A 21,962-nucleotide genomic window follows, 5' to 3' on the forward strand; every position below is an offset into this window, starting at 1 on the left:
CGGGCTGGGGAGAGCGGCGGTTGCGGGGAGGCCGATGGTTGCGGGGGCGGAAAGGAGCCTCTATATACCCGCCACCGATTTTTAGCCAAGACCCAAAGGACCTGTAACATGGCGCTCGAACGCACCTTTTCGATCATCAAGCCGGACGCGACCCGCCGCAACCTGACCGGCGCGATCAATGCCAAGATCGAGGCCGCCGGCCTGCGCATCGTGGCGCAGAAGCGCCTCCACATGAGCAAGGCCCAGGCCGAGAGCTTCTACGGCGTGCACAAGGCCCGCCCGTTCTTCAACGACCTGGTGTCGTTCATGATCTCGGGCCCGGTCGTCGTGCAGGTGCTGGAAGGCGAGGGCGCCATTGCCAAGTATCGCGACGTGATGGGCGCCACCAACCCGGCCAATGCCGCCCCGGGCACCATCCGCAAGGATTTCGCCGAGAGCATCGAAGCCAATTCGGTGCACGGCTCGGACGCCGCCGAGACCGCGGCCGTCGAGATCGCCTATTTCTTCGCCGGCACTGAAATCGTCGGCTAAAGACATCCTTTCAGTCTCCGGACTGAGCGAAGGCCCGGCAGCAATGCCGGGCTTTTTTTGTTGGGGGAGCCCCTTCCACTTCAAAAACCGTCACCCTCGGCCTTGTGCCGAGGGTCCATCCCAACCCTCCGCGCCTCGGCGCGCGCAGACAGACCCTCGGAATAAATCCGAGGGTGACATGGGGGCTGCGGGGAGAGGCGGCCCGCCGGCGTGATATCACCGATATCAAAATGACCGTTTGAGTCCCGTTCATATCCATTCCGATACGAGTGAGTCCCATTCGGTGCTGAATGCGTCCCATTCAGTGCTGAGTCAGGTCCATTCGGTGCCGAGTCAGGTCCATCGGCGCCCGAACCTCATTCCGGCCCGTTTGCGCCCGTTTCGCTTCGTTCGGGTTCGTTTTGGTTCGTTCCGCCCCGTTTGAGGCTCGTTTGGGTTCGTTTGGGCTCGTTCGGCTTCGTTGGCGTTCGTTGCGGTTCGCGGCGCACCCTTCGCGCGGTCGTTGTCCAGGCGGGCAAAGCATTCCCGCGCCGCGCCCTTGTGAGCCGGGCGGGTGAACACATCCGTATTCACGATGTCCAATACACTCACACAGTATATTCTCTATTTGTTCTTTTTCAACCGGAAAAACTATAGTAAAAGAGGAATTCCAGTTTCTTCCCCACTTTGGGGCATTCAAAGCCATGGGCACTGCTTGGGTCGCTCCTTGGTGCCACAGTTAGCGCGGATAAGATGAACATCGACGAATACTGTCAGATAGGGCATGCACGCTACGCAGAATTTTGCGAAGTCGTAGCTGCTATTCTGACAGCGGCAATTACGGCACATGATCAAAAGATGATGTTCCAGCCTATTCAGCGAAGAGCAAAAGATTCTGAATCGCTGCGCAAGAAACTGCCCCAAAGATCAAAGATCGACCCTGAGAAGATTGAAGACGATATAAAGGATTTGGCGGGTTAAGGCGCAAATCTCCAGCGGCGATCAGGAGGCTCTAATATTTGTTGCTTTGCTGCTGCGCGAATATGATGGGGACCCGGCAATTGATCCGATCTGCATGGATGTAGTTAACGCGCTTCCAGAAGGTGACAAATTACTTGGTGAAGTCCGAGTGGCGATTGAGAGTAGTGGTGTGCTTCACGGTGAGTTCGGTCGTGTCGAAATGTTGAAAGACAGGAAGCGGCGGATAACGGCTTGGTTAAGCGATCCTCGCGAGAAGGTCAGGCGTTTTTCTGATGCCTTCATCAAGCAACTCGACAACCAAATAGCATCGGAACAACAGGCTGTTGAAGATGAAGTGGCTGCGATGAAACATAAGTACGGTAAAGATGAATCAGGTGCGATTTAGAGGCTCGGGTTAATTAGCGCTTCGTCCGTCGTAACTGCCTGTGACCCGCACCCGCTGCTCGTCGATGCTCAGTCGCCCCTCGGCCAGCAGGCGCAGCGCCTGCGGATACAGCACATGCTCCTGTTCCAGCACGGCCGCCGCCACAGCCTCGGCCGTCGCCTCCGGCTGCGCGATGATCGGGCCTTCGTCCATTTCCGGGCTGACGAAATGTACGCTGCAGCCGGTGAAACGCACGCCGCTGGCCATCACGTACTCATACACCTGCATGCGTCATAGACCGGTCCGTTTGTCGCCCTGCGCTGCCGCGCGATGTGGGATGATCTCGACGGCAAACTGCGGCAGGATGGAGTGCTGCCAGCCAGGTGAGCGGTCATGCGAAAACTGAAAATCGACCAGCCCGAGATTGTGAAGGTCCAAAGACTGATGCGTCCCTCGATGCTCAGCCGATATGTCTGCCTGAGTCCGCTGGACTGGAAACTGTTCGCGACGGCGTTGGAAGATGCCTTCCCGGATGCGATCTACAGTCGCAAGCTGACCATCGAGGAAGAAATCGGTGCCGAGCGGCCGGAACCCCGCCTTGAGCGCAAGCTGTGTCGCCCGGACCCGGATGGCCCTGCCGGCATCGCCGCGAAGGGGCCGAACCAGATGCATTTCGGGCCGGCGACGGAACTTGTTGTGGAAAAGGACGGCCGCTGGCTCATCACTGTTGACGGATTATTCTGGCCGAAAATGTTTGTGGGACGACCAGGCGAGCCTACGCCGGCTGATGCGCATGGTCCCGAGCGGCGGCGGGAAGGGCAAATTCAGATTCACTTGGCCCCGCACCACAAAGGCCATGCGCGTTTTGCGCGGCAGATCTATCGGCTGCTGGCGCAGTTCACCACGAACGAACGACAGGTTCTGGTGGGCTATCCCCATTACGACGTGCTGCCGCAGCCGCCGCGGCCTTTGTTTGGGCTCTGGATCGGCCATGACGCACTGCGCTGGGCGCGCGAAGACCCGAAGCGGTTGCTGGCTTATGAATGGTCGCCGATGTCAACGCGCACGCCTGACAATCTGGGATACGGCTATCGGCCGAAAGACTGAGGCAGGGATCGGACGTGAGACTGCGCATGGTGCACGCACCGACAAGAGGCAGTCCCGAATAAACCAAACGCGTGGATGCCCGGGGCAAGCCCGGGCATGACGGTGGGGAGATGGAAGAGAGCGTGATGGCCAGTCCATCCGCGATGCGGAATGCGCAGATGGACCCTCGGGTCAAGCCCGAGGGTGACGAGTGGCGGGTGGCCGAGATTAGTGTTGTGCCGGAGACAGCGCGGTCAGGCTTTCACCCGCACCCTTTGCCCCTCGATGCTCAGCCGTCCCTCGGCGAGCAGCCGCAGCGCCTGCGGATACAGCACATGCTCCTGTTCCAGCACGGCCGCCGCCACAGCCTCGGCCGTCGCCTCCGGCTGCGCGATGATCGGGCCTTCGTCCATTTCCGGGCTGACGAAATGTACGCTGCAGCCGGTGAAACGCACGCCGCTGGCCACCACGCGCGCATGCACATCGGTGCCCTTGAAGGCCGGCAGCAGCGAGGGATGGATGTTGATCATGCGGCCGTACCAGGCCTGCACAAACTCAGTCGTCAGCAGCCGCATGAAGCCGGCAAGACAGAGGAGTTCGATGCCGTTTGCTTTGAGCGCCGCATCCATTTCGGCGTCGAATTCCGCGCGGTCTTTACCCTTGCTCGGGATCACCAGTGTCGCGATGCCGGCGGCGCGCGCGATCTCCAGCCCTTCGGCCTCGGGTTTGTTGCTGAGCACCAGGGCGATGCGGGCCGGATAGTCGTCGGCTGCGGCGGCGTCGATCAGCGCGCGCAGGTTGCTGCCGCGCCCGGAGATCAGCACGGCGACAGCACGTTTGCCGGCAGTCATGGAGCTTAGTTCCAGGCCGTGTCGCAGTTGCGCATGCTGACCATCGGCTCGGCCTGCGTGTCCTGCTGCGCCTCGATCACGCCAAGCCGCGACACCGTCTCGCCGGCGGCTTTCAGCTTGGCGATCACGGTGTCGGCTTTTTCCTTGGCCACAACCACAACCAGCCCGATGCCGCAGTTGAACGCCCGCGCCATCTCGGCGTCGTCGATCCTGCCCGCCGCCTTGAGCCATTTGAACACCGGCGGCAAAGTCCAGCCGGCGGCATCCACGATGGCATCGGTGCCGTCGGGCAGCACGCGCGGGATATTGTCGACCAGGCCGCCGCCGGTGATATGCGCCATCGCCTTGATCAGGCCCTCGCGCACCAGCGGCATGCAACTTTTCACGTAGATGCGCGTTGGGACCATGAGGATTTCCGCCAGCGGCTTCGACGGCTCGAAGGGGGCGGGAGACTCGAAGGAGAGGCCGTTATCGGCAATCACCTTGCGCACCAGCGAGAATCCGTTCGAATGCACGCCCGACGACGCGAGGCCAAGCAGCACGTCGCCCGGCTTTACATTCTGTGGCAGCAGGCGGCCGCGTTCGGCGGCGCCGACGGCAAAGCCGGCGAGGTCGTAATCCTTGGCGGCATACATGCCGGGCATTTCGGCGGTCTCGCCGCCGGTCAGCGCGCAGCCGGCCTGGCGGCAGCCCTCGGCGATGCCGGCGACGACGCGGCGGGCGACGTCCACTTCCAGCTTGCCGGTGGCGTAATAGTCGAGGAAGAACAGCGGCTCGGCGCCCTGCACCAGGATGTCGTTGACCACCATGGCGACCAGGTCGACGCCAACGCCGTCATGGCGGCCGGTCTCGATGGCGATCTTCAGCTTGGTGCCGACGCCGTCGGTCGACGAGACCAGGATCGGGTCGGTGAAGCCGGCGGCCTTCAGGTCGAACAGCGCGCCGAAGCCGCCGAGCGAGGCATCGGCGCCCTTGCGGCGGGTGGAGGCGGCGAGCGGCTTGATCGCATCGACCAGGGCCTCGCCAGCGTCGATATCGACACCAGCGGCCTTATAAAGCGGCGACGTGTTGATGATGGCCTCCACGGCGGGTAGACTGAAGGGCGCTCGGCAATTGTGGCAACATACTTATTCCCCCTGTGTTTGCAATGCTCCTCCGTAGCCCGCTAAGGGCCTGTATTCATGTGCTTTTCACGTCATTCCTGGCCCTGGGCGCGGGTTTGGCCGCCCATGCCCAGACGACTCCGCAGACCAGCCGGGCCATTGATCCGTTCAGCGTGTCGGGCATTGCCGTGGATGCCAGCGCCGACAGCGCCGCCGCGGCCCGGCCGCTGGCGCTCGCCGAAGGCCAGCGCCGCGCCTTCACCGTGCTGCTGCGCCGCCTGACCCTGCCCGAGGATGCCGGCCGGCTGCCGCGCCCGAGCGAGGCCCTGCTCAACGAGGTGGTGGCCGGTTTCGGCATCGACGAGGAACGCACCTCGGCGACCCGCTATATCGGCAAGATCACCGTCACCTTCCGCGCCGATGCGGTGCGCCGCCTGCTGCAGGACAACAAGCTGCCCTATTCGGAAACCGCCAGCCGGCCGGTGCTGCTGGTGCCGGTCTGGCAGGCGGCCGAGGGCGCGAAACTGTGGGAGGCCGACAATCCCTGGCGCGAGGCCTGGCTGAAACGGCCGGAGACCGAGGGCGGCCTGGTGCCGCTCAGCATCGCGCCGGCCATGACAAATGGCCCGTCGCTGGAGCGGCTGTACGGCAACCCGGACGAGCTGCGCGGCCTGATGCGGCGCGGCAATTTCGACGATGCGCTGCTGGTGGCCGCCACGCTGCAGCAGGCCGATCCGGGCAATATCCGCGTCGATATCCAGATCCAGCACCAGGGCGAGGCCGGCTTCCTCGGCACGACGGAAGCTTTCACCGCCCAGTATAGCTTTACGGGCGGCACCCAGGAGGAAACGCTGCTGAGCGCCGCCATCGAGATCGGCCGCCGCATCGAGGCGCGCTGGAAAGCCGCCAGCGTGATCGACCTGGAAAAGCAGGGCCAGCTCAGCGTCGCCGCCGGCTTCGACGGCCTGGCCGACTGGAACCGGCTGCGCAACGCGCTGGCCGCCGTGCCGATCGTGCGCAAGGTGGAGGTGCTGCAGGTGTCGCATCGCGATGCCCAGCTGCTGCTCGATTTCTATGGCGAGGTTGCCCAGCTCAGCACCGCGCTGGCGCAGCGCAACATCGTGCTGCAGCAGCGCGACGGCTTCTGGGACATGCGGAGCCGCAAGCCATGACCCGCCGCCAGCAGATGATGGCCTGGGTGGCGATCATCACCGTCACCTTCGCGCTGCTGGTGCTGCTGCGCGACATGCTGCTGCCCTTCATCGCCGGCATGGCGATCGCCTATTTCCTCGATCCGGCCGCCGACTGGCTGGAACGCCGCCGCGTGCCGCGCTGGCTCGCCACGCTGCTGATCATCCTGCTGTTCTTCGTGGTGGCGATCCTGGCGGTGGTGCTGCTGGTGCCGCTGGTGCAGGACCAGTTCGTCAAATTCCTCGATCATCTGCCGGAATACGTCGCCTTCTTCAACGAGCGCATCCTGCCCTATGCCAGGGGCTGGGCCGAGCGTTTCGGCATCGACCTGAGCGCCGATCCCAAGGCGGCGCTGAACGGCAATGCCGAACAGGTGATGAAGGTGATCGGCGGCGTGCTGACCGGCCTGCTCGGCGGCGGCCAGGCGATCTTCAACGTGCTGTCGCTGCTGGTGATCACGCCGGTGGTCGGCTTCTACCTGCTGCGCGACTGGGACCGCATGATCGCGCGCATCGACGACTACCTGCCGCTCGACCATGCCGACACCATCCGCGAACAGGCGCGCGAGATCGACAAGGTGCTGGCCGGCTTCGTGCGCGGCCAGATGCTGGTCTGCCTGTTCCTCGCCGGCTTCTACGGTATCGGGCTGACGCTGCTCGGCCTGCAGTTCGGCCTGTTCATCGGCGTCACGGCGGGGATGATCTCATTCATTCCCTATGTCGGCACCACGCTCGGCTTCGTCGTCGGCCTCGGCGTGGCGATCGCGCAATTCTGGAACGAGCCGCTGTGGATCGCGCTGGTCGCCGGCGTCTTCGTGCTCGGCCAGATGATCGAGGGCAATGTGCTGCATCCGGTGCTGATCGGCGACCGCGTCGGCCTGCATCCGGTGTGGATCATGTTCGCGCTGCTGGCCGGCGGCAGCCTGTTCGGCTTCGTCGGCATCCTGATCGCGGTGCCGCTGTTCGCCGTGATCGGCGTGCTGGCGCGGTTCACGCTGGAACGCTACCGCGCCAGCTATCTCTACCGTCCCGGCGCGCCGCCGAAGAAACCCGAGTAAGCGGCGATGGCAGCGGACCAGCTGAGTCTCGGCCTCGCCTTGCCGACGTCATGGGCGCGCGAGGATTTCCTCGAAGTGCCCGGCAATGCGGCGGCGCTCGCCGCGGTCGACCGCGACGGGCAGCCGGCGCTGGTGCTCTACGGCCCGGCCGGCTGCGGCAAGACGCATCTGGCGCAGATCTGGGCGGCGCGGACCGGCGCCCGCATCATCGCGCCGCCGGAGCTGACGGCGGCGGCCGTGGATGTCCTGGCACAGCAGCCGCTGGCGCTCGACGATGCCGACCGCCATGCTGACGGTAGGGGGGCCGATCCGGTGGCGCTGTTCCATCTCATCAACCTGATGCGCGAGCGCGGCCATGCCCTGCTGCTCACCGGCAGCGCGCCGCCGGCGCTCTGGCCGTATACGCTGCCCGATCTGATGTCGCGGCTGAAGGCGATGCCGGCCGAGCGGATCAGCGAACCCGACGACGCGCTGCTGAGCGCCGTGCTGGTGAAATTGTTCGCCGACCGCCAGCTGCAGGTCGGCGAGGAGGTGGTGAAATACCTCGCCGCGCGGATCGAGCGCAGCTGCCACGCGGCGCGCCTGATGGTGGCGGCGCTGGATGCGGCCTCGCTGGCGGAAAACCGCGCCGTCACCGTGGCGCTGGCGCGCCGCCTGCTGGAGCAGCAGCCGGATTAATCGAGTTTCTTGCCGTCGAGGTCTTTGGCCGCGCGCGCAGTATCTTTGCGCGCTTTGTCGCGTAACGGCCTGGGCTGGCCGAAGGTGACGCGATTCTGCGCTGCCTGGTCTTTCGCGTCGCGCCTGGCCTTCGCCTTGCGCGCCTTGTTCAGGTTGATCGGCTCGGCCATGGCCGCACTATAGCGGCCGGCCGGTTCAGTTGTCGATCTGCCAGGCCAGGGCCAGGGTTGCCAGCACGAGGCTGCGGGCAAGCTCGGCCGCCAGCGCATCAGGCTGGTGCCGCAGCACGATCCGGTCGGAGATTTCGGTGAAACGGCTGCGACCGTCGAAGCCGTGGCCGACATTGGCGAAGCTGTGGAAACGGATCTGTCCGCCGGCCTGCTGGTGGCAGCGCCGATAGGCGCCGCGCTGCATCCCCCAGTCGTCAGCCGTGCCATAGAAGATATGCACCTGCGTCGGGCCATCCGCCGCGTAGTCGATCGGGCAGTGATCGGCACAGCCGGGATAGAAGGCGAAGATCGCCGTGGGCGGGATGTCGCCGCGCGCAAAGGCGCCGGCGCCACTCAGGGCCTGGGTGCCGCGCCGGCCGGCCCCCATGATGGCGAAATGTGCGGTGTCGATGCGGGGCTGCGTGGCGCGGGCCAGGTCCAGGACCGCGCGGATATCCGGGGCGGAGGTGCTACACGCGCCATTCAGCCAGTCCTGCCGGCCCTGGGGGTCGTTCTGGCGCACCAGCGCGACAGCAATCCCCTGGCGCAGCAGCCAGTCGATCCAGGGACTGCGGCCGGTCAGCCGCGCATGGCTGGTTTCTTCCAGCAATACCACCACCGGCACCTGGCCTTGCCCCTGCGGCAGGTGCCACAGCACCGGATCCTCGCGGTTCTCCATGGGAGTCGAGGGACAACTGGCCAGGCTCATGGTGATAGCGAGGGCCAGACAGAGCAGGACGGGCGAGAGCAGGCGCAGGGCGGTCATGGGGGCATCACAGCCCAGGCGACGTCAGTGCGGCGTGACAGGATGCCGGCTGCCCTCGTGAATTCCGCGTGAATTCACCCTCAGGGCTGCGCGTTCCGAGGATGCGGCTATGCCGGGGGCTCGACTCTGGCTAGAATTTTGCCCGGAGGCAGGTCGCGGCCGTGTCGATTTTTGCAGTTCAGGACGACGAAACAGCCGGACGGCAATCCACCGATCCGTCCGGTCCGGATTCGCCCCGCCCAGACGCGTCGCATACCGTGGTCGTGGCCCGCCTCGACCTGCTGGGTCCGTTCCGGGTTATGGCCGCCGGGGGTGCCGTCGGCGACGGCCTCGGCCGCAAGGCCCAGGCACTGCTCGCCTATCTTGCCGCCACGCCGGGCCACCGGGCCTCGCGGGAAAGGCTCGCCAGCCTGCTGTGGGGTGAACGGTTCGACGAGCAGGCCCGCCAGAGCCTGCGCCAGACCCTGATGGCACTGCGCCGCAGCTTCCACGATATCGTACCGAATCTGCTGGTCGTCGAGCGGATGGACGTGGCGCTCGGCACGGCGCTGTTTGTCACCGATCTGGCTGAATTCGACCGTGCCGCCGCCGATGCGGATATTGCCCGCCTGCGCCAGGCCGCCGGCCTGTGGCGCGGCAGCTTCCTGGCCGATCTGGATATCCCGTCGCCGGATTACGAAGACTGGCTGCGCGGCGAGCGCGAGGCCTGGCGGCTGCGCATGGTGGCGGTACTGATGCGGCTTGCGCATCTCCTGCTCGAGGCCGGCGAGGGCGGCGAAGCGCGGCTGACCGTCAACCGCCTGGTCGAGCTCGATCCGCTGAACGAGGCGGCGCGCCAGCTTGAACTGGCGGTGATTGCGCGCTTCAGCGGTGCCGCTGCAGCGCTGCAGAGCTATCAGGCCTTTGTCGCGATGCTCAATCGCGAGCTCGGCGTGGCGCCCGCGGCCGAAACCCGTGCCTTGGCCGAGCGGCTGGAGCAGGCGGTCGGGGTGGCCGCCACCGATCTCGATCTGGTGCCGCCGGCGGTTGTCCCCGCGGCGCTGCTCGCCGGGCGCAAGCCGCGCTGGCGCCGCGTCCTGCCGGTGCTGACCGTTGGGCTGGCAGTGCTGGCTGCAGGTATCGGCGGATGGTGGTGGCAGGCTGCGCGCGAGACACTGCCGACGGTCGCCGCCGCGGCGATCAGGCCCTCCGTGCTGTCCTTCCATATTGCCAATACCGGCGGCGAGGATACCGGCAGTGCCTTCCGCGAAGACCTCAAGACCCGGATCGCGCTGTTGCCGGTGACGTCGCTGGCGGCGGATCGCGCGGTGGCGGCCTATGTGATCGAAACAGCGGTGCAGGCGGCGAGCGGCAATCGGCAGGCGGTCAATCTGCGCCTGATCGACTCCGCCTCCGGACAGACTCTGTGGGCCGATAGCCTGACGATGCCGCAGCCGGCCGATAGTCGCATCGCCGCCGAGATTGCGACCAAGCTCTATGCCGAACTGCTGGTGGTCTTGCAGCATCGCCGCGGTCCGCCGCCGCCGGTGCCGCCGGCGCTGCAGGCCGGCTGGGATGCCACGGCCGGCAGCATCACGCGCGAAAAGGTCACGCAGGGCCGCCGCATTTTCCAGGCCGCCCTGGACGCCGCACCCGATGACACGGCCGCCCAGCTGGGGCTGGCGCATTACATCGCACTCGATCTGGTCAATCGCTGGTCGCAGCAGCGCGAGGCCGATGCGATCCTGGCCATCGACTATCTGGAGCGCGTGATCCACCAGATGCCGCGCAACAGCACGGCGTATCTCACGCTGGGCATGGTGTATAAGGCGCGTCGCGATTATGGCCGGGCCCTGGCCGCCTGGCAGGTCGAGTTGGCCATCGACCCGCGCGATGCTTCAGCGCATGCTCAGGTTGCCCATGTCAATCTGCTCATGGGCAATATCCCTGAAGGAATCGAGCGCGCCGAAATGGCGATCCGGCTGCATCCCAAATCGCGCGCGGTGGATCGCGCCTATTTCTATGCCGGCATGGGTTATCTGCTGGCCGGCGACTATGGCCAGGCGGAACAGCGTCTGGCCAGTGCGATTGCGGCCAACCCGGTCCTGCCGGACGGCTATGCGTGGCGCGTGGCGGCGCTGGCGCAGGCCGGCCGCCAAGCCGAGGCCGAGGCGTTGTATGCCGATATGAAGCGGAGGTTTCCCTGGTGGAATGTCGACCACCATTTCACCCAGGCCGTCGACCGCAGCATGATGGAGCGCTTCACCAGCGGACTGGGTAAAGTGCTTCAGGCCAGTCGCTGAACAGCGGGCGGGGCTTTACACCTCGATGCGGCCGGGCGCGCTGAAGGCATAGCCACGGCCGTAGATCATCTTGATCGGCGCCTCGATCTGCGCGTAATCCTTGATCTTGCGGCGCAGGCGGTTGACCACGGCATCGAGGTGGCGGTTGTCCCAGCTGGTCTGCGGCCGCGCCAGCAGCTGCGCCAGTTCCTCGCGCGAGCAGGGCTGGCCGGCGCGTTCCAGCAGGGCGGTGACGAAGGCCAGTTCGGTGGCGGTCAGCTTGATTTCGCTGCGGTTCGGCGCCACCAGGTTCCAGGTCGCGGTGTGCAGCCGCCACTGGTCCGGCGCGCGGCCCACGGCGCGATTGCCCGGATCCTGCAGGCGGCGCAGCAGGCTCTGCACCGTGGCCTCGATCTCGCGCAGGGACGAATGTTTCACCAGATAGATATCGGCGCCGCTTTCAAAGCCGCGGATGCGGTCGTCGGCCTCGCCCAGCGCCGTCAGCATGATGATGCCGCAGTCATGCCGGGCGCGAATCTCGCCGGCGAGATCGAAGCCGTTGCCGTCCGGCAGGCCGATATCGAGAATGACGATGGCCGGCTTGTCGGGTTTGGCGAGTTCGGCACGCAGGTCGCGCGCCGTGCCGACACCATCCACGGCAAAGCCCTGCATGGTCAGGTATTCGACCAGGTCGCCACGCAGCGACGGTTCGTCCTCGACGACCAGAATACGATTCACGCGACCTCCGTACGCACATCCGGCATCACACCCGGCAGCGGCAGGCGGATGGCGGCCACGGTGCCGCCGTCCGGACCGGCCTGCAGATCGAGGCTGCCGTTATGATATTCGAGCAGGCGCCGCGTATTGTACAGGCCAAGGCCGGTGCCGGTGGCCGGCGTGGTATTCGAGGCGCGGAAAAAGCGCCGGCCGATCGAGGCCAGTTCGGCCGGCGGAATGCCGATGCCGTGATCTGCCACGGCGATGACGATGGCGTTGCCTTCGGTGCGGGCGGCAATCTCGACCGGACTGCCGTCGGGTGAGTATTTCAGCGCGTTGTCGATCAGATTGATCAGCACGGTGGTCAGCATCTCCGGGTCGCCCAAATAGAAGGGCAGGCCGGGTTGCGGACTGAACCGCAGGCGCGATTCCACCTCCATGCCGGCGAAATGCTGTTTCACCCGGTCCAGCAGACCGGCGATGTCGATGCGTTCGGTCTGCAGGATATTGAAATCGCGCCGCTCCACGTCAAGGAAACGGTCGATCAGCTGCACCAGCCGCTGCACGGCATCGCGGATGGCGGAGAGCCGGCGGCTGACGGTTTCCGGCGGACGTTCGAGCACCACGCCGATCATCTCGGTGGCGCGGTCCACGACGGCCAGCGGCGTGCGGAATTCGTGCGTCACCATGCGCAGCAGCTGCTTCTGCTCCTCATGCAGGGCCTTTTCGGTGGCCAGCGCGGCCGACAACTGATCCTGCAGGTTGCGGCGTTCTGCGACCTCGCGCTGCAGCGCCATGTTGCGCAGCCGCAGGTCGGAGGCCAGGCGATTGCCCACCATGATCAGCAGGATGATGAAAATGGCGGTGACGATGATCTGGAAGGTAAAGAAATACCAGGCCTGTATCACCACGTCGTAGGCCGGGTTGGGTGTGCGCATCAGGTCGATGGTGATGACGCTGCGGGCCAGCAGCGCGACGATTTCGATGACGAAGAGCCCGATGGCCGGCCAGCGCAGGATGGGCGGCTGGCTGCGGTCGACCGCCATGATGCGGATCAGTCCGGCCACGGCGACGATGGTCAGGGCGTTGCTGACCAGCACCCGCAGGCCGACATTGTCCGGCGCCACGATCAGGGCGGCAGGCCAGAAGATCGCCGCGACGACGACACAGCCAGCCATCAGATAGGGATAGCCGCGCTGGCCGAGGAAGCTGGCCACACCCTGGGTCACCATGCCGTTGGCTGCGATGATCAGCACATTGTGCAGCACGATGATGGCGGGCGAGGGGGGAGTCATGGCGTCGCGCGACACCAGCATCACCATGGTGACGGCATAGACCATGAATCCGCCGGCCATCATGGTCAGCTGAAAGACATGCCGTTGCGTCAGCCAGATCAGCAGCCAGCCGATGCTTTGCAGCAGCATGGTCACGGTCAGCAGCAGGACGCTCGTCGTCAGATCCAGCATGGCCAGGCGATGTGGGATGGCATGATCGCGATCATGCTAGCGCCAGCCGGGGGCATGGCGCCACTCTGCCACCGGGGTTGGCGCCGGCCCGGATGCAGAAATCACTCCGCCAGCTGTGCCGGCACCACGAAGCTGGCGAGGAAGCCGCCCTTCGGCGCCACCTGACCCCAGCTTTTCGCCGTGAAGGTCAGTTCGGCCAGGCCGCCGGTCGGGTATTTCTGCTGCAGCCGGTCCAGCGCATCGCCGGCGCTGGCCCCGCTCAGGCTGGCGGCGAACTCCTCCAGCCCCGGATTATGGCCGACCACCAGCAGTTCGCGGATGGCGACGGGGGTGGCGCGGGTCAGCGCCAGCAGCGTGCTGCTGTCGGCCATGTAGAGCGACGGCTCGAAGCGGGTGCGCGGCTCGCCCGGCACGCGCGGCGGCTGGCCGGCGGTCAGGCGTTTTTCCAGCCGTTCCCAGGTCTGCCGGGTGCGGGTGGCGGGCGAGCACAGCACCAGGTCGGGCTGCAGGCTGCGTTCGGCCATATGGCGGGCCAGCGCCCGGCAGGCTTTCTTGCCGCGCGGGCTTAAGGGGCGGGCGAAATCGTCCAGGTCCGGGTCGTCCCAGGCAGACTTGGCGTGACGTAAAAGCCAAAGGCGGAGCATAGGGTTATCCTTTATTGCGGCCGGCCGGCCGGGTTGTCGCCGCTTTGACATAAACGGTGGTTAGACCTATACCCGAAGGCGTCGACCGGCCCATGGCCCGGACAGGCGGCCGATACCCACAAAGGCGTCCGACTATGCAGCAGATTGCGGAAAATCTCCGGATGGTGATCAGCGAGGCGAATGCCACCCCGCCCGGCACCGGTCTGCCGGACCGTCCTGCCATCACTCTGAGCCCGCGCGACCGCTTCATCAACCGCGAGCTGTCCTGGCTGGCCTTCAATCTGCGGGTCATGGAAGAGGCCAACAACACGCGCTATCCGCTGCTGGAGCGGCTGCGCTTCCTGTCGATCTCGGCCAACAATCTCGACGAATTCTTCATGGTCCGCGTTGCCGGCCTGCATGGCCAGATCCGCGCCGGCATCGAGGAAATCAGCCAGGACGGGCTCAGCCCCGCCCAGCAGCTGGCGCAGATCAACGACGCCGCCGCCGACCTGATGAAAAAGCAGCAGGCCTGCTGGCAGTCGCTGATCGGCGAACTGGCCGAATCCGGCATCCATGTGCTGGAGCCCGAGCAGCTGAGCGCCGACGACAAACGCTGGCTGGAGGATTACTTCCTCGCCCATGTCTTCCCTGTTCTGACGCCGCTCGCCATCGATCCGGCGCATCCGTTTCCGTTTATCCCCAATCTCGGTTTCGCGATGGTGATGCAAATGCGACGGATTCGTGACGGCCGCAGCCTGAATGCGCTGCTGCCGCTGCCGAGTCAGGTCGACCGCTTCACCCGCCTGCCGGGCGACGGCATCCGTTTCCTGTCGCTGGAAAACCTGGTCGGGCTGTTCCTGAACAAGCTGTTCCCGGGCTACGAGATGCTCGGCACCGGCCAGTTCCGCATCACGCGCGACAGCGATATCGAAATCGAGGAAGAGGCGGAAGATCTGGTCCGCCTGTTCGAGACGGCGCTGAAGCGCCGCCGCCGCGGCAACGTGATCCGGCTCAAGATCAATGCCGGCATGCCGGAAGACCTGCGCAAATTCGTCTGCGAGGAGCTGGAAGTCAGTTCGCAGGCGGTGATCGTGGTCGACGGCATCCTTGGCCTGGCCGATACCAAGCGGCTGATCGTGGACGACCTGCCGGAGCTGAAATTCCCGCCCTTCAGCCCGCGCTTCCCCGAACGCATCCGCGATTTCGGCGGCGACTGCTTCGCCGCCATCCGCGCCAAGGACCTGGTGGTTCACCATCCCTATGAAAGCTTCGACGTGGTGGTGCAGTTCCTGCGCCAGGCCGCGGCCGATCCGCATGTGGTGGCGATCAAGCAGACACTGTACCGCACCTCGGACGACAGCCCGATCGTGCGCGCCCTGATCGAGGCGGCCGAGGCCGGCAAGTCGGTGACCGCCCTGGTCGAGCTGAAGGCGCGCTTCGACGAGGCGGCCAACATCAAATGGGCGCGCGACATGGAGCGCGTCGGCGTGCAGGTGGTCTACGGCTTCATCGAGCTGAAGACCCATGCCAAGATTTCGCTGGTGGTGCGGCGCGAGAGCGGCCATCTCAACACCTATGTGCATTTCGGCACCGGCAACTATCACCCCTACACGGCGCGGGTTTACACCGACCTGAGTTTCTTCACCGACGACAACGATCTCGGCCACGACGCCACCTATCTGTTCAACTTCCTGACCGGCTATGCCGCGCCGGAAAACCTGAAGAAGGTGGCGATCTCGCCCTATACGCTGCGGCCGCGCCTGCTCGAACTGATCCACGAGGAAATCAAGCATGCCGAGGCGGGGCGTCCGGCGGCGATCTGGGCCAAGATGAACAGCGTGGTCGATCCGGTGGTGATCGACGCGCTGTACCAGGCCAGCCAGGCCGGCGTGCAGATCGACCTGATCGTGCGCGGCATCTGCTGCCTGCGACCGGGCGTGAAAGGCTTGAGCGAGAATATCCGCGTCAAAAGCCTGATCGGCCGTTTCCTCGAGCATTCCCGCGTCGTCTGCTTCGGCAGCGGCCATGGCCTGCCGTCGCCGGAAGCCAAGCTGTTCATCTCCTCGGCCGACTGGATGCCGCGCAATTTCGACCGCCGCGTCGAGGTGCTGATCCCGATCGAGAACCAGACCGTGCATGAGCAGATCCTCGACCAGATCATGGTGGCGACGCTGAAAGACCAGGCGCAGAGCTGGAATCTCGGCGCCGATGACCAGTATACCCGCGCCTCGACCGATCCGGATGCCTTCAGCGCGCATACCTATTTCATGACCAATCCCAGCCTGTCGGGTCGCGGCAAGGCGCTCAAGAAGACCGCGGCCCTGCCGCGGCTGCAGTGGAAAAACGGGTAGAACCTGCGTGGCCGTCGCACAATCGCTTGCCAAGTCTGTCAGTGCGCCGGCCGCGTCGCCGCTGCCTTTCGGTGTTATCGATATCGGTTCCAACTCCGTGCGCCTGGTGGTGTTCGGCGAGCCGTTGCGCATGCCCACCGGCATGTTCAATGAAAAGGTGCTCTGCGGCCTCGGCCGCGGCCTGGGCCAGACCGGCGCGCTGGACAGCGACGGCGCCAAGCAGGCGCTGGCGGCGATCCGGCGTTTCGTCGTGCTGGCGCGGCGCATGGATGTGCGCGCCCTGCAGATCGTCGCCACCGCCGCCGTGCGCGATGCCAGCAATGGAGCGGATTTCGTCGCCCAGATCGAACGCGACACCGGCGAGAAAGTGCGCGTGCTGAGCGGTCAGGAAGAGGCGACCTATTCGGCCTATGGCGTGCTGTCGGGTATTCCCGATGCCTGCGGCGTGATGGGCGATCTCGGCGGCGGCAGCCTGGAGCTGGTGGCGCTGGACGGCCACAAGCTGGGCGACAGCATCACCCTGCCGCTCGGCCCGCTGCGCATCGCCAATCTCGATTCCTATCCGGTGGTGAAGGCCTATATCGACGAGAAGATCGGCGGCGTCGCCTGGCTGAAGCGGTGGAAGGGCAAGTCGCTCTATGCCGTAGGCGGCTCGTGGCGCGCGATCGCACGCGTGCATATGGCGCAGATGCACAGCCCGCTGCACATCATCCACCAGTATACGCTGGCGCGCACCGAGGCCGGCGACTTCACCCGCCTGCTGGCCAAGCAGAGCCGGGAATCGCTGGCCCGCGTCGAGGGCGTGCCGCGCAAGCGCCAGGATGTGCTGCCGCTTGCCGCCCTGGTGATGCGCCGGCTGCTGAAATTCCTGGAGCCGAAGGAGGTCGTCTTCTCGGCCAACGGCCTGCGCGAAGGCCTGGCCTATGCGCTGCTCGACGAGCGCCAGCGCGCCGAAGACCCGCTGCTGGCCACCTGTCGTCACATGGCCGAGCGCGAAAACCGCTTCGGCGATCATGGCGCCGAGCTGGACCGCTTCATCGCGCCGCTGTTCGAGCGCGACACGGCCGAGCGCAAGCGTCTGCGGCTGGCCGCCTCGATCCTGGCCGATACCGGCTGGCGCGTGCATCCCGATTACCGCGGCGAACAGTCGCTCGGCACCATCCTGCATGCGCCCTTCGGCGCCATCACGCAGTCTGAGCGCGCCCTGCTGGCGCTGACCGTCTTCACCCGCTATGTCGGCACCGCCAGCGATCCGATTGCCGCGCCGGCCTGGCAGCTGCTGAATGTCGAGGAAATCGATTACGCGCAGCGCGTCGGCCTGGCGCTGCGCCTGGCGCAGACGCTGTCGGCCGGTGTGCCCGGCATCCTGACCGACTGCAAGCTGCGCCCGAACGGCAACAGCCTGCTGCTGGAACTGCCGGCGCAGCATGCCGCCCTGGACGGCGAAGCGGTGCAGCGCCGCGTCGAGGCTTTGGGCAAGGCCTTCAACCGCGCCGCCGAACTGCGCGTGCTGAAGCCGCGCTAAGGGGGCGTGCCGCCCCGACTTCGACGGCCTAGAGGGTATTGCAGAAGAAGTCGACGATCACGGCACTGAAGTCGGCATGTATGGCGGCGCGATCGATACCGGCGGCGTCTTCGCAAACCTCAGGCGCCTCGGCCCGTAAGGCCAGCGAGCAAATATCGGTAAAGATGAAATGCCCGCCGGCGACAGGCCGAAGCTGCGGCGGCTGCGGCAGGCTGGTCATCAACAGGCGCACATTGTCCTCGCCCAGCCGGCTCTGCTGCGGGCGGACCAGAAGTATCGGCATGGTAACGGCCGCGAGCTCGTCGCGCTGAAATAGCATGGCGAATGGATCGAGCAGAACCAACGATTTCACGGGTAGGCGGGGGAGTGCCGTTCCGCCGGGCGATGGTGCGGTCGGAGCTGCATTGCCGCCGCCGGGACCGGCATTGCATGATTGCGTGTCGTCGGGATGCGTCGCGCAATAGGCGGCCAGGTGCCTGGCATTAGGCACGCCGCCGGCGAGCGTGAGAGCAACCGCGCCGCCCAACGAGAATCCCAGCATCCCGGTCCTGTTTACGGCGACATGGGACTTGAAGCGGGGATCGGTCATGACGGCCGCGAATGCCGCCCCGACTTGCTGTGGCCGTTGAAGGAACTGCGTTTTGCCATGGAAGGGGGCGACCACGATGAAGCCCGCGCGGGCCAGACGTGCGGATAGATCGCCAAGTAGGTACGGGTTGCCGCCAGTGCGGCCGCCACCATGGGACAACAGTATGACGGGAAATTGGCCGGTGGCGATGGCGGTATTCTGGCTGGCCGCGATGGTGAATGGACCGATCTGCCATGGGGTCTCTTCCACGGGCGCAGGGTACCATACCAGCGTATCGAAAGGCGGCTGAGCTTCCGCTTGGGTCGGCACGGCGAGGCGCGCGATCCCAGCATGGAATGCGGCGATCTGCGCCGCTGCGGGTGTAGCGAAGCACAGCCAGGAGATGGCAACAAACACGAAAGTCGCGCGCATATATATCCGTGTCTTCGGCCGTCAAAAACTTTTCCGACGTGGCGAACTCGCCGGGCGACCGGCCGGAGGCTTACGGAACGCCAGCCTACTTCTTCAGCTCGACCAGCTTGATCTTGGTGCCCTGGGCGGCCAGCGCCAGCTCGCCGCGCTTGAGCCGCAGCGCGTCGTTGCCGAACAGCTCGCGGCGCCAGCCATGCATGGCCGCCACATCGGCATTGTCGTCGGCGGCGATCCTGTCGAGATCCGAGGTATTGGCCAGCAGCTTCTGCGCCACGTCGTGGTCGTCGCATTTCAGCTTGAGCAGCACCTTCAGCAGCTCGACCAGCGGTCCGATGCCGCGCGGCAGTTCCGGCTCGCGTTCCAGCACCGGCCAGGTCTCTTTCGGGCTGGCCAGTTTGGCGGTGATGGCGGCGAGCAGGCCCTGGCCCATCTTGCCTTCGGCAAAGCCCTTCGACAGGCCGCGCATGCGTTCCAGGTCGTCGGCCGACTTCGGTGGATGCGCGGCGATTTCCATCAGGGTCTCGTCGCGCACGATGCGCTGGCGCGGAATGTCGCGGCTGCGTGCTTCCAGTTCGCGCCAGGCGGCGGCGGCCTGCAGCACGGCGAGATATTCGCCCTTGGTGGTGCGCGGCTTCAGGCGCTTCCAGGCATTGTCCGGCGCCACCTCGTAGGTGGCCGGATCGGCCAGCAGCGCCATTTCCTCCGACAGCCATTCGGCCCGGCCGGTCTTCTGCAGCTTGGCATTCAGCTTTTCGTAGATCTTGCGCAGATGGGTGACGTCGCCCAAGGCATAGACAACCTGCTTCTCGGTCAGCGGCCGCCGCGCCCAGTCGGTGAAGCGCGAGGATTTGTCGACCTGGGCGCCGGCCAGCTTGGCCACCAGCTGCTCGTAGCTCACCTGGTCGCCGAAGCCGCAGACCATGGCGGCCACCTGGCTGTCGAACAGCGGGGCGGGGACCTCGCCCATCAGCTTGGTGAAGATTTCCAGGTCCTGCCGGGCGGCATGGAACACCTTCAGCACGGCTTTGTTGCGCAGCAGGTCGAGCAGGGGATCGAGCGACAGGCCCTCGGCCAGCGGGTCGATCACCCGGGCCTCGTCGGGCCCGGCGAGCTGGATCAGGCAGACCTTGGGCCAGTAGGTGGTTTCGCGCATGAACTCGGTGTCCACGGTGACGTAATCAACCGTGGCCAAAGAGGCGCAGAACTGGGCAAGGTCTTCGGTGGTGGTAATCGGGGCGAGATCGGTGGAAGGCATGGTTCCGCTTTAGCATGCCATTCCTGCCGGCCCAACCCTGCCGGACCGTCCGGGCCGGGATTTTGCGGTGAAACCGGTATGAAATTCCGCCCGCATCGGTCTTGACTTTCCGGCCCCGAACGGGCCTGTTCCCCCTTTGATTTCCCTAGAGATTTGCAACGGATTTGGCGATGTCCCGTTACCGTACCCATACCTGTGGCCAGCTGCGTCCCGACCAGGTCGGCAGCGAGGTGAAACTCGCCGGCTGGGTCCATCGCAAGCGCGACCACGGCAACCTGCTGTTCATCGACCTGCGCGACCATTACGGCATCACCCAGTGCGTGGCGCAGAGCGGCTCCGATGCCTTCAAGCAAATGGAAGCCCTGCGCTCGGAATACGTGGTCAGCGTCACCGGCAAGGTGGTGGCGCGCACCGGCGACACCGTGAACCCGAACCTGCCGACCGGCAGCGTGGAAGTCGTGGTGTCGTCCATCGAAGTGCTGGGCGAGGCGGCCGACCTGCCGATGCCGGTGTTCGGCGAGCAGGAATACCCGGAAGACATCCGGCTCAAGTATCGCTTCCTCGACCTGCGCCGCGAACGGCTGCACAACAACATCATCCTGCGCAGCAAGGTGATCTCCTCGATCCGCCGCCGCATGACCGATCAGGGTTTCATGGAATTCCAGACCCCGATCCTGACCGCCAGCTCGCCGGAAGGCGCGCGCGACTTCCTGGTGCCGAGCCGCATCCATCCCGGCCGCTTCTACGCGCTGCCGCAGGCGCCGCAGCAGTTCAAGCAGCTGATCATGGTGTCGGGCTTCGACCGCTATTTCCAGATCGCGCCCTGCTTCCGCGACGAGGACGCCCGCAAGGACCGTTCGCCCGGCGAATTCTACCAGCTCGATGTCGAGATGAGCTTTGTCGAGCAGGACGACGTATTCAACGCCGTCGGCCCGGTGATCCATGGCGTGTTCCAGGAATTCGCCAACGGGCGCGACTGCGGCCCGCTGGAATTCCCGCGCATCCCGTATCGGGAGTCGATGCTGAAATACGGTTCCGACAAGCCCGACCTGCGCAATCCGATCATCCTCGCCGATGTGACCGAGGTGTTCCGCGGCTCGGGCTTCGGTGTTTTTGCCAGGAACATTGAAAACGGAGCGGTCGTGCGCGGCATCCCGGCGCCGGGTGCCGCCGGCCGGCCGCGCAGCTTCTTCGACAAGATGAACGACTGGGCGCGCCAGGAAGGTGCTGCCGGCCTGGGCTACATCATCTTCGACAACGGCGAAGCCAAGGGGCCGATCGCCAAGTTCCTCGATGCCGACCGCGTCGCGCTGCTGAAGCAGCTCGGCAACGTGAAGGACGGCGACGCGATCTTCTTCGCCTGCGACAAGGAGCTGCCGGCCGCGAAACTCGCCGGCCAGGCGCGTATCCGCATCGGTGATGAGCTGGATATCTGCGAGAAGAACGTCTTCAAATTCTGCTGGATCGTCGACTTCCCGATGTTCGAGTATAACGAGGACGAGAAGAAGGTCGATTTCAGCCACAATCCCTTCTCGATGCCGCAGGGCGGGCTGGAAGCGCTGAACAATCAGGACCCGCTGACCATCAATGCCTATCAGTACGACATCGTCTGCAACGGCGTGGAACTGTCGTCGGGCGCGATCCGCAATCACAAGCCCGAGATCATGTACAAGGCGTTTGAAATCGCCGGTTATGGCCCCGACGTCGTGGAAGGCAAGTTCGGCGGCATGCTGAATGCGTTCAAATACGGCGCACCGCCGCATGGCGGCATCGCGCCGGGCATCGACCGCATCGTCATGCTGCTGGCCGATGAGCCGAACATCCGCGAGATCGTGCTGTTCCCGATGAACCAGCAGGCCCAGGATCTGATGATGCAGGCGCCGAGCGAAGTGACGATGAAGCAGCTGCGCGAGCTGCATATCCGCGTCGTGGCGCCCGACACGGACAAGAAGTCCGGCTGACGCG

The 21,962-nt window shown here is 65.4% G+C and carries 21 protein-coding genes; 11 read left to right on the top strand and 10 right to left on the bottom strand.

The features are described 5' to 3' along the window. Positions 1–108 precede the first annotated feature (108 nt). The 3 genes from ndk (at position 109) to OJJ21_RS16450 (ending at position 1,876) form a co-directional block, all read left to right on the top strand. Positions 109–531 (top strand): nucleoside-diphosphate kinase, encoded by a 423-nt coding sequence (gene ndk / locus OJJ21_RS16440; protein WP_297687846.1) that lies wholly within the window; start codon positions 109–111, stop codon positions 529–531. A 732-nt stretch (positions 532–1,263) separates the two neighbouring features. Further along, positions 1,264–1,491, top strand: a complete 228-nt coding sequence (locus OJJ21_RS16445; protein WP_297687848.1) for a hypothetical protein — start codon at positions 1,264–1,266, stop codon at positions 1,489–1,491. Positions 1,492–1,537: 46 nt separating this feature from the next. Further along, complete coding sequence (locus OJJ21_RS16450; RefSeq protein WP_297687850.1) at positions 1,538–1,876, top strand: hypothetical protein; 339 nt, start codon at positions 1,538–1,540, stop codon at positions 1,874–1,876. 9 nt (positions 1,877–1,885) lie between these two features. On the opposite strand, the gene OJJ21_RS16455 is transcribed toward OJJ21_RS16450, so the two are convergent. After that, complete coding sequence (locus OJJ21_RS16455; protein ID WP_297687851.1) at positions 1,886–2,143, bottom strand: formyltransferase family protein; 258 nt, start codon at positions 2,141–2,143, stop codon at positions 1,886–1,888. A gap of 105 nt (positions 2,144–2,248) precedes the next feature. Between OJJ21_RS16455 and OJJ21_RS16460 the strand changes: the two genes are divergently transcribed. Continuing rightward, complete coding sequence (locus OJJ21_RS16460; RefSeq protein ID WP_297687853.1) at positions 2,249–2,962, top strand: hypothetical protein; 714 nt, start codon at positions 2,249–2,251, stop codon at positions 2,960–2,962. Positions 2,963–3,195: 233 nt separating this feature from the next. On the opposite strand, the gene purN is transcribed toward OJJ21_RS16460, so the two are convergent. Then, complete coding sequence (purN, locus tag OJJ21_RS16465) at positions 3,196–3,792, bottom strand: phosphoribosylglycinamide formyltransferase (RefSeq protein WP_297687854.1); 597 nt, start codon at positions 3,790–3,792, stop codon at positions 3,196–3,198. A 5-nt stretch (positions 3,793–3,797) separates the two neighbouring features. Next, positions 3,798–4,877: a phosphoribosylformylglycinamidine cyclo-ligase gene (purM, locus tag OJJ21_RS16470; RefSeq protein ID WP_366093170.1), complete on the bottom strand. Its 1,080-nt coding sequence runs from the start codon at positions 4,875–4,877 to the stop codon at positions 3,798–3,800. 134 nt (positions 4,878–5,011) lie between these two features. Between purM and OJJ21_RS16475 the strand changes: the two genes are divergently transcribed. From OJJ21_RS16475 to OJJ21_RS16485, 3 genes are read left to right on the top strand one after another with little or no spacing between them, the layout of a single operon-like run. Further along, positions 5,012–6,067, top strand: coding sequence for a DUF2066 domain-containing protein (locus OJJ21_RS16475; protein ID WP_297687856.1), 1,056 nt, complete (start codon positions 5,012–5,014; stop codon positions 6,065–6,067). Beyond that, a complete protein-coding gene (locus tag OJJ21_RS16480; protein ID WP_297687858.1) occupies positions 6,064–7,143 on the top strand; it encodes an AI-2E family transporter in 1,080 nt (359 codons plus the stop codon). Before OJJ21_RS16475 ends, OJJ21_RS16480 begins: the two co-directional genes overlap by 4 nt. Before the next feature lie 6 nt (positions 7,144–7,149). Then, positions 7,150–7,821 (top strand): DnaA/Hda family protein, encoded by a 672-nt coding sequence (locus OJJ21_RS16485; RefSeq protein ID WP_297687860.1) that lies wholly within the window; start codon positions 7,150–7,152, stop codon positions 7,819–7,821. Here the strand turns inward: OJJ21_RS16485 and OJJ21_RS16490 are convergent. Further along, a complete protein-coding gene (locus OJJ21_RS16490) occupies positions 7,818–7,991 on the bottom strand; it encodes a DUF4169 family protein (protein WP_297687861.1) in 174 nt (57 codons plus the stop codon). The genes OJJ21_RS16485 and OJJ21_RS16490 overlap by 4 nt on opposite strands. 25 nt (positions 7,992–8,016) lie before the next feature. After that, positions 8,017–8,796: a hypothetical protein gene (locus OJJ21_RS16495; protein ID WP_297687862.1), complete on the bottom strand. Its 780-nt coding sequence runs from the start codon at positions 8,794–8,796 to the stop codon at positions 8,017–8,019. Between the two features lie 161 nt (positions 8,797–8,957). On the opposite strand from OJJ21_RS16495, the gene OJJ21_RS16500 reads away from it, so the two are divergent. Then, positions 8,958–11,078, top strand: coding sequence for a BTAD domain-containing putative transcriptional regulator (locus OJJ21_RS16500; RefSeq protein ID WP_297687864.1), 2,121 nt, complete (start codon positions 8,958–8,960; stop codon positions 11,076–11,078). Positions 11,079–11,093: 15 nt separating this feature from the next. Here OJJ21_RS16500 and OJJ21_RS16505 read toward each other — a convergent pair whose 3' ends face one another. From OJJ21_RS16505 to OJJ21_RS16515, 3 genes are all read right to left on the bottom strand, one after another. Next, positions 11,094–11,795 (bottom strand): response regulator transcription factor, encoded by a 702-nt coding sequence (locus tag OJJ21_RS16505; RefSeq protein WP_297687865.1) that lies wholly within the window; start codon positions 11,793–11,795, stop codon positions 11,094–11,096. Beyond that, positions 11,792–13,240: a HAMP domain-containing sensor histidine kinase gene (locus OJJ21_RS16510; RefSeq protein WP_297687867.1), complete on the bottom strand. Its 1,449-nt coding sequence runs from the start codon at positions 13,238–13,240 to the stop codon at positions 11,792–11,794. Before OJJ21_RS16510 ends, OJJ21_RS16505 begins: the two co-directional genes overlap by 4 nt. Positions 13,241–13,341: 101 nt before the next feature. Further along, positions 13,342–13,884 (bottom strand): histidine phosphatase family protein, encoded by a 543-nt coding sequence (locus tag OJJ21_RS16515; RefSeq protein WP_297687869.1) that lies wholly within the window; start codon positions 13,882–13,884, stop codon positions 13,342–13,344. Between the two features lie 161 nt (positions 13,885–14,045). Between OJJ21_RS16515 and OJJ21_RS16520 the strand changes: the two genes are divergently transcribed. After that, positions 14,046–16,217, top strand: coding sequence for an RNA degradosome polyphosphate kinase (locus OJJ21_RS16520; protein ID WP_366093180.1), 2,172 nt, complete (start codon positions 14,046–14,048; stop codon positions 16,215–16,217). Between the two features lie 7 nt (positions 16,218–16,224). Next, complete coding sequence (locus OJJ21_RS16525; protein WP_297687873.1) at positions 16,225–17,742, top strand: Ppx/GppA family phosphatase; 1,518 nt, start codon at positions 16,225–16,227, stop codon at positions 17,740–17,742. Positions 17,743–17,770: 28 nt separating this feature from the next. Here the strand turns inward: OJJ21_RS16525 and OJJ21_RS16530 are convergent, their stop codons facing one another. Together OJJ21_RS16530 and rnd are read right to left on the bottom strand one after the other, a co-directional pair. Next, positions 17,771–18,742 carry a hypothetical protein gene (locus OJJ21_RS16530; protein WP_297687875.1) on the bottom strand — a complete coding sequence of 324 codons (972 nt, stop codon included), beginning with the start codon at positions 18,740–18,742 and terminating at the stop codon, positions 17,771–17,773. Positions 18,743–18,827: 85 nt separating this feature from the next. Continuing rightward, positions 18,828–19,997 (bottom strand): ribonuclease D, encoded by a 1,170-nt coding sequence (gene rnd / locus OJJ21_RS16535; RefSeq protein ID WP_297687877.1) that lies wholly within the window; start codon positions 19,995–19,997, stop codon positions 18,828–18,830. A 170-nt stretch (positions 19,998–20,167) separates the two neighbouring features. Between rnd and aspS the strand changes: the two genes are divergently transcribed. Further along, a complete protein-coding gene (aspS, locus tag OJJ21_RS16540) occupies positions 20,168–21,958 on the top strand; it encodes an aspartate--tRNA ligase (protein WP_297687879.1) in 1,791 nt (596 codons plus the stop codon). Positions 21,959–21,962: the final 4 nt, after the last annotated feature.

Origin of the sequence: Ferrovibrio sp., assembly GCF_025869515.1 — a bacterium.
In the GTDB taxonomy this organism is placed as follows: domain Bacteria; phylum Pseudomonadota; class Alphaproteobacteria; order Ferrovibrionales; family Ferrovibrionaceae; genus Ferrovibrio.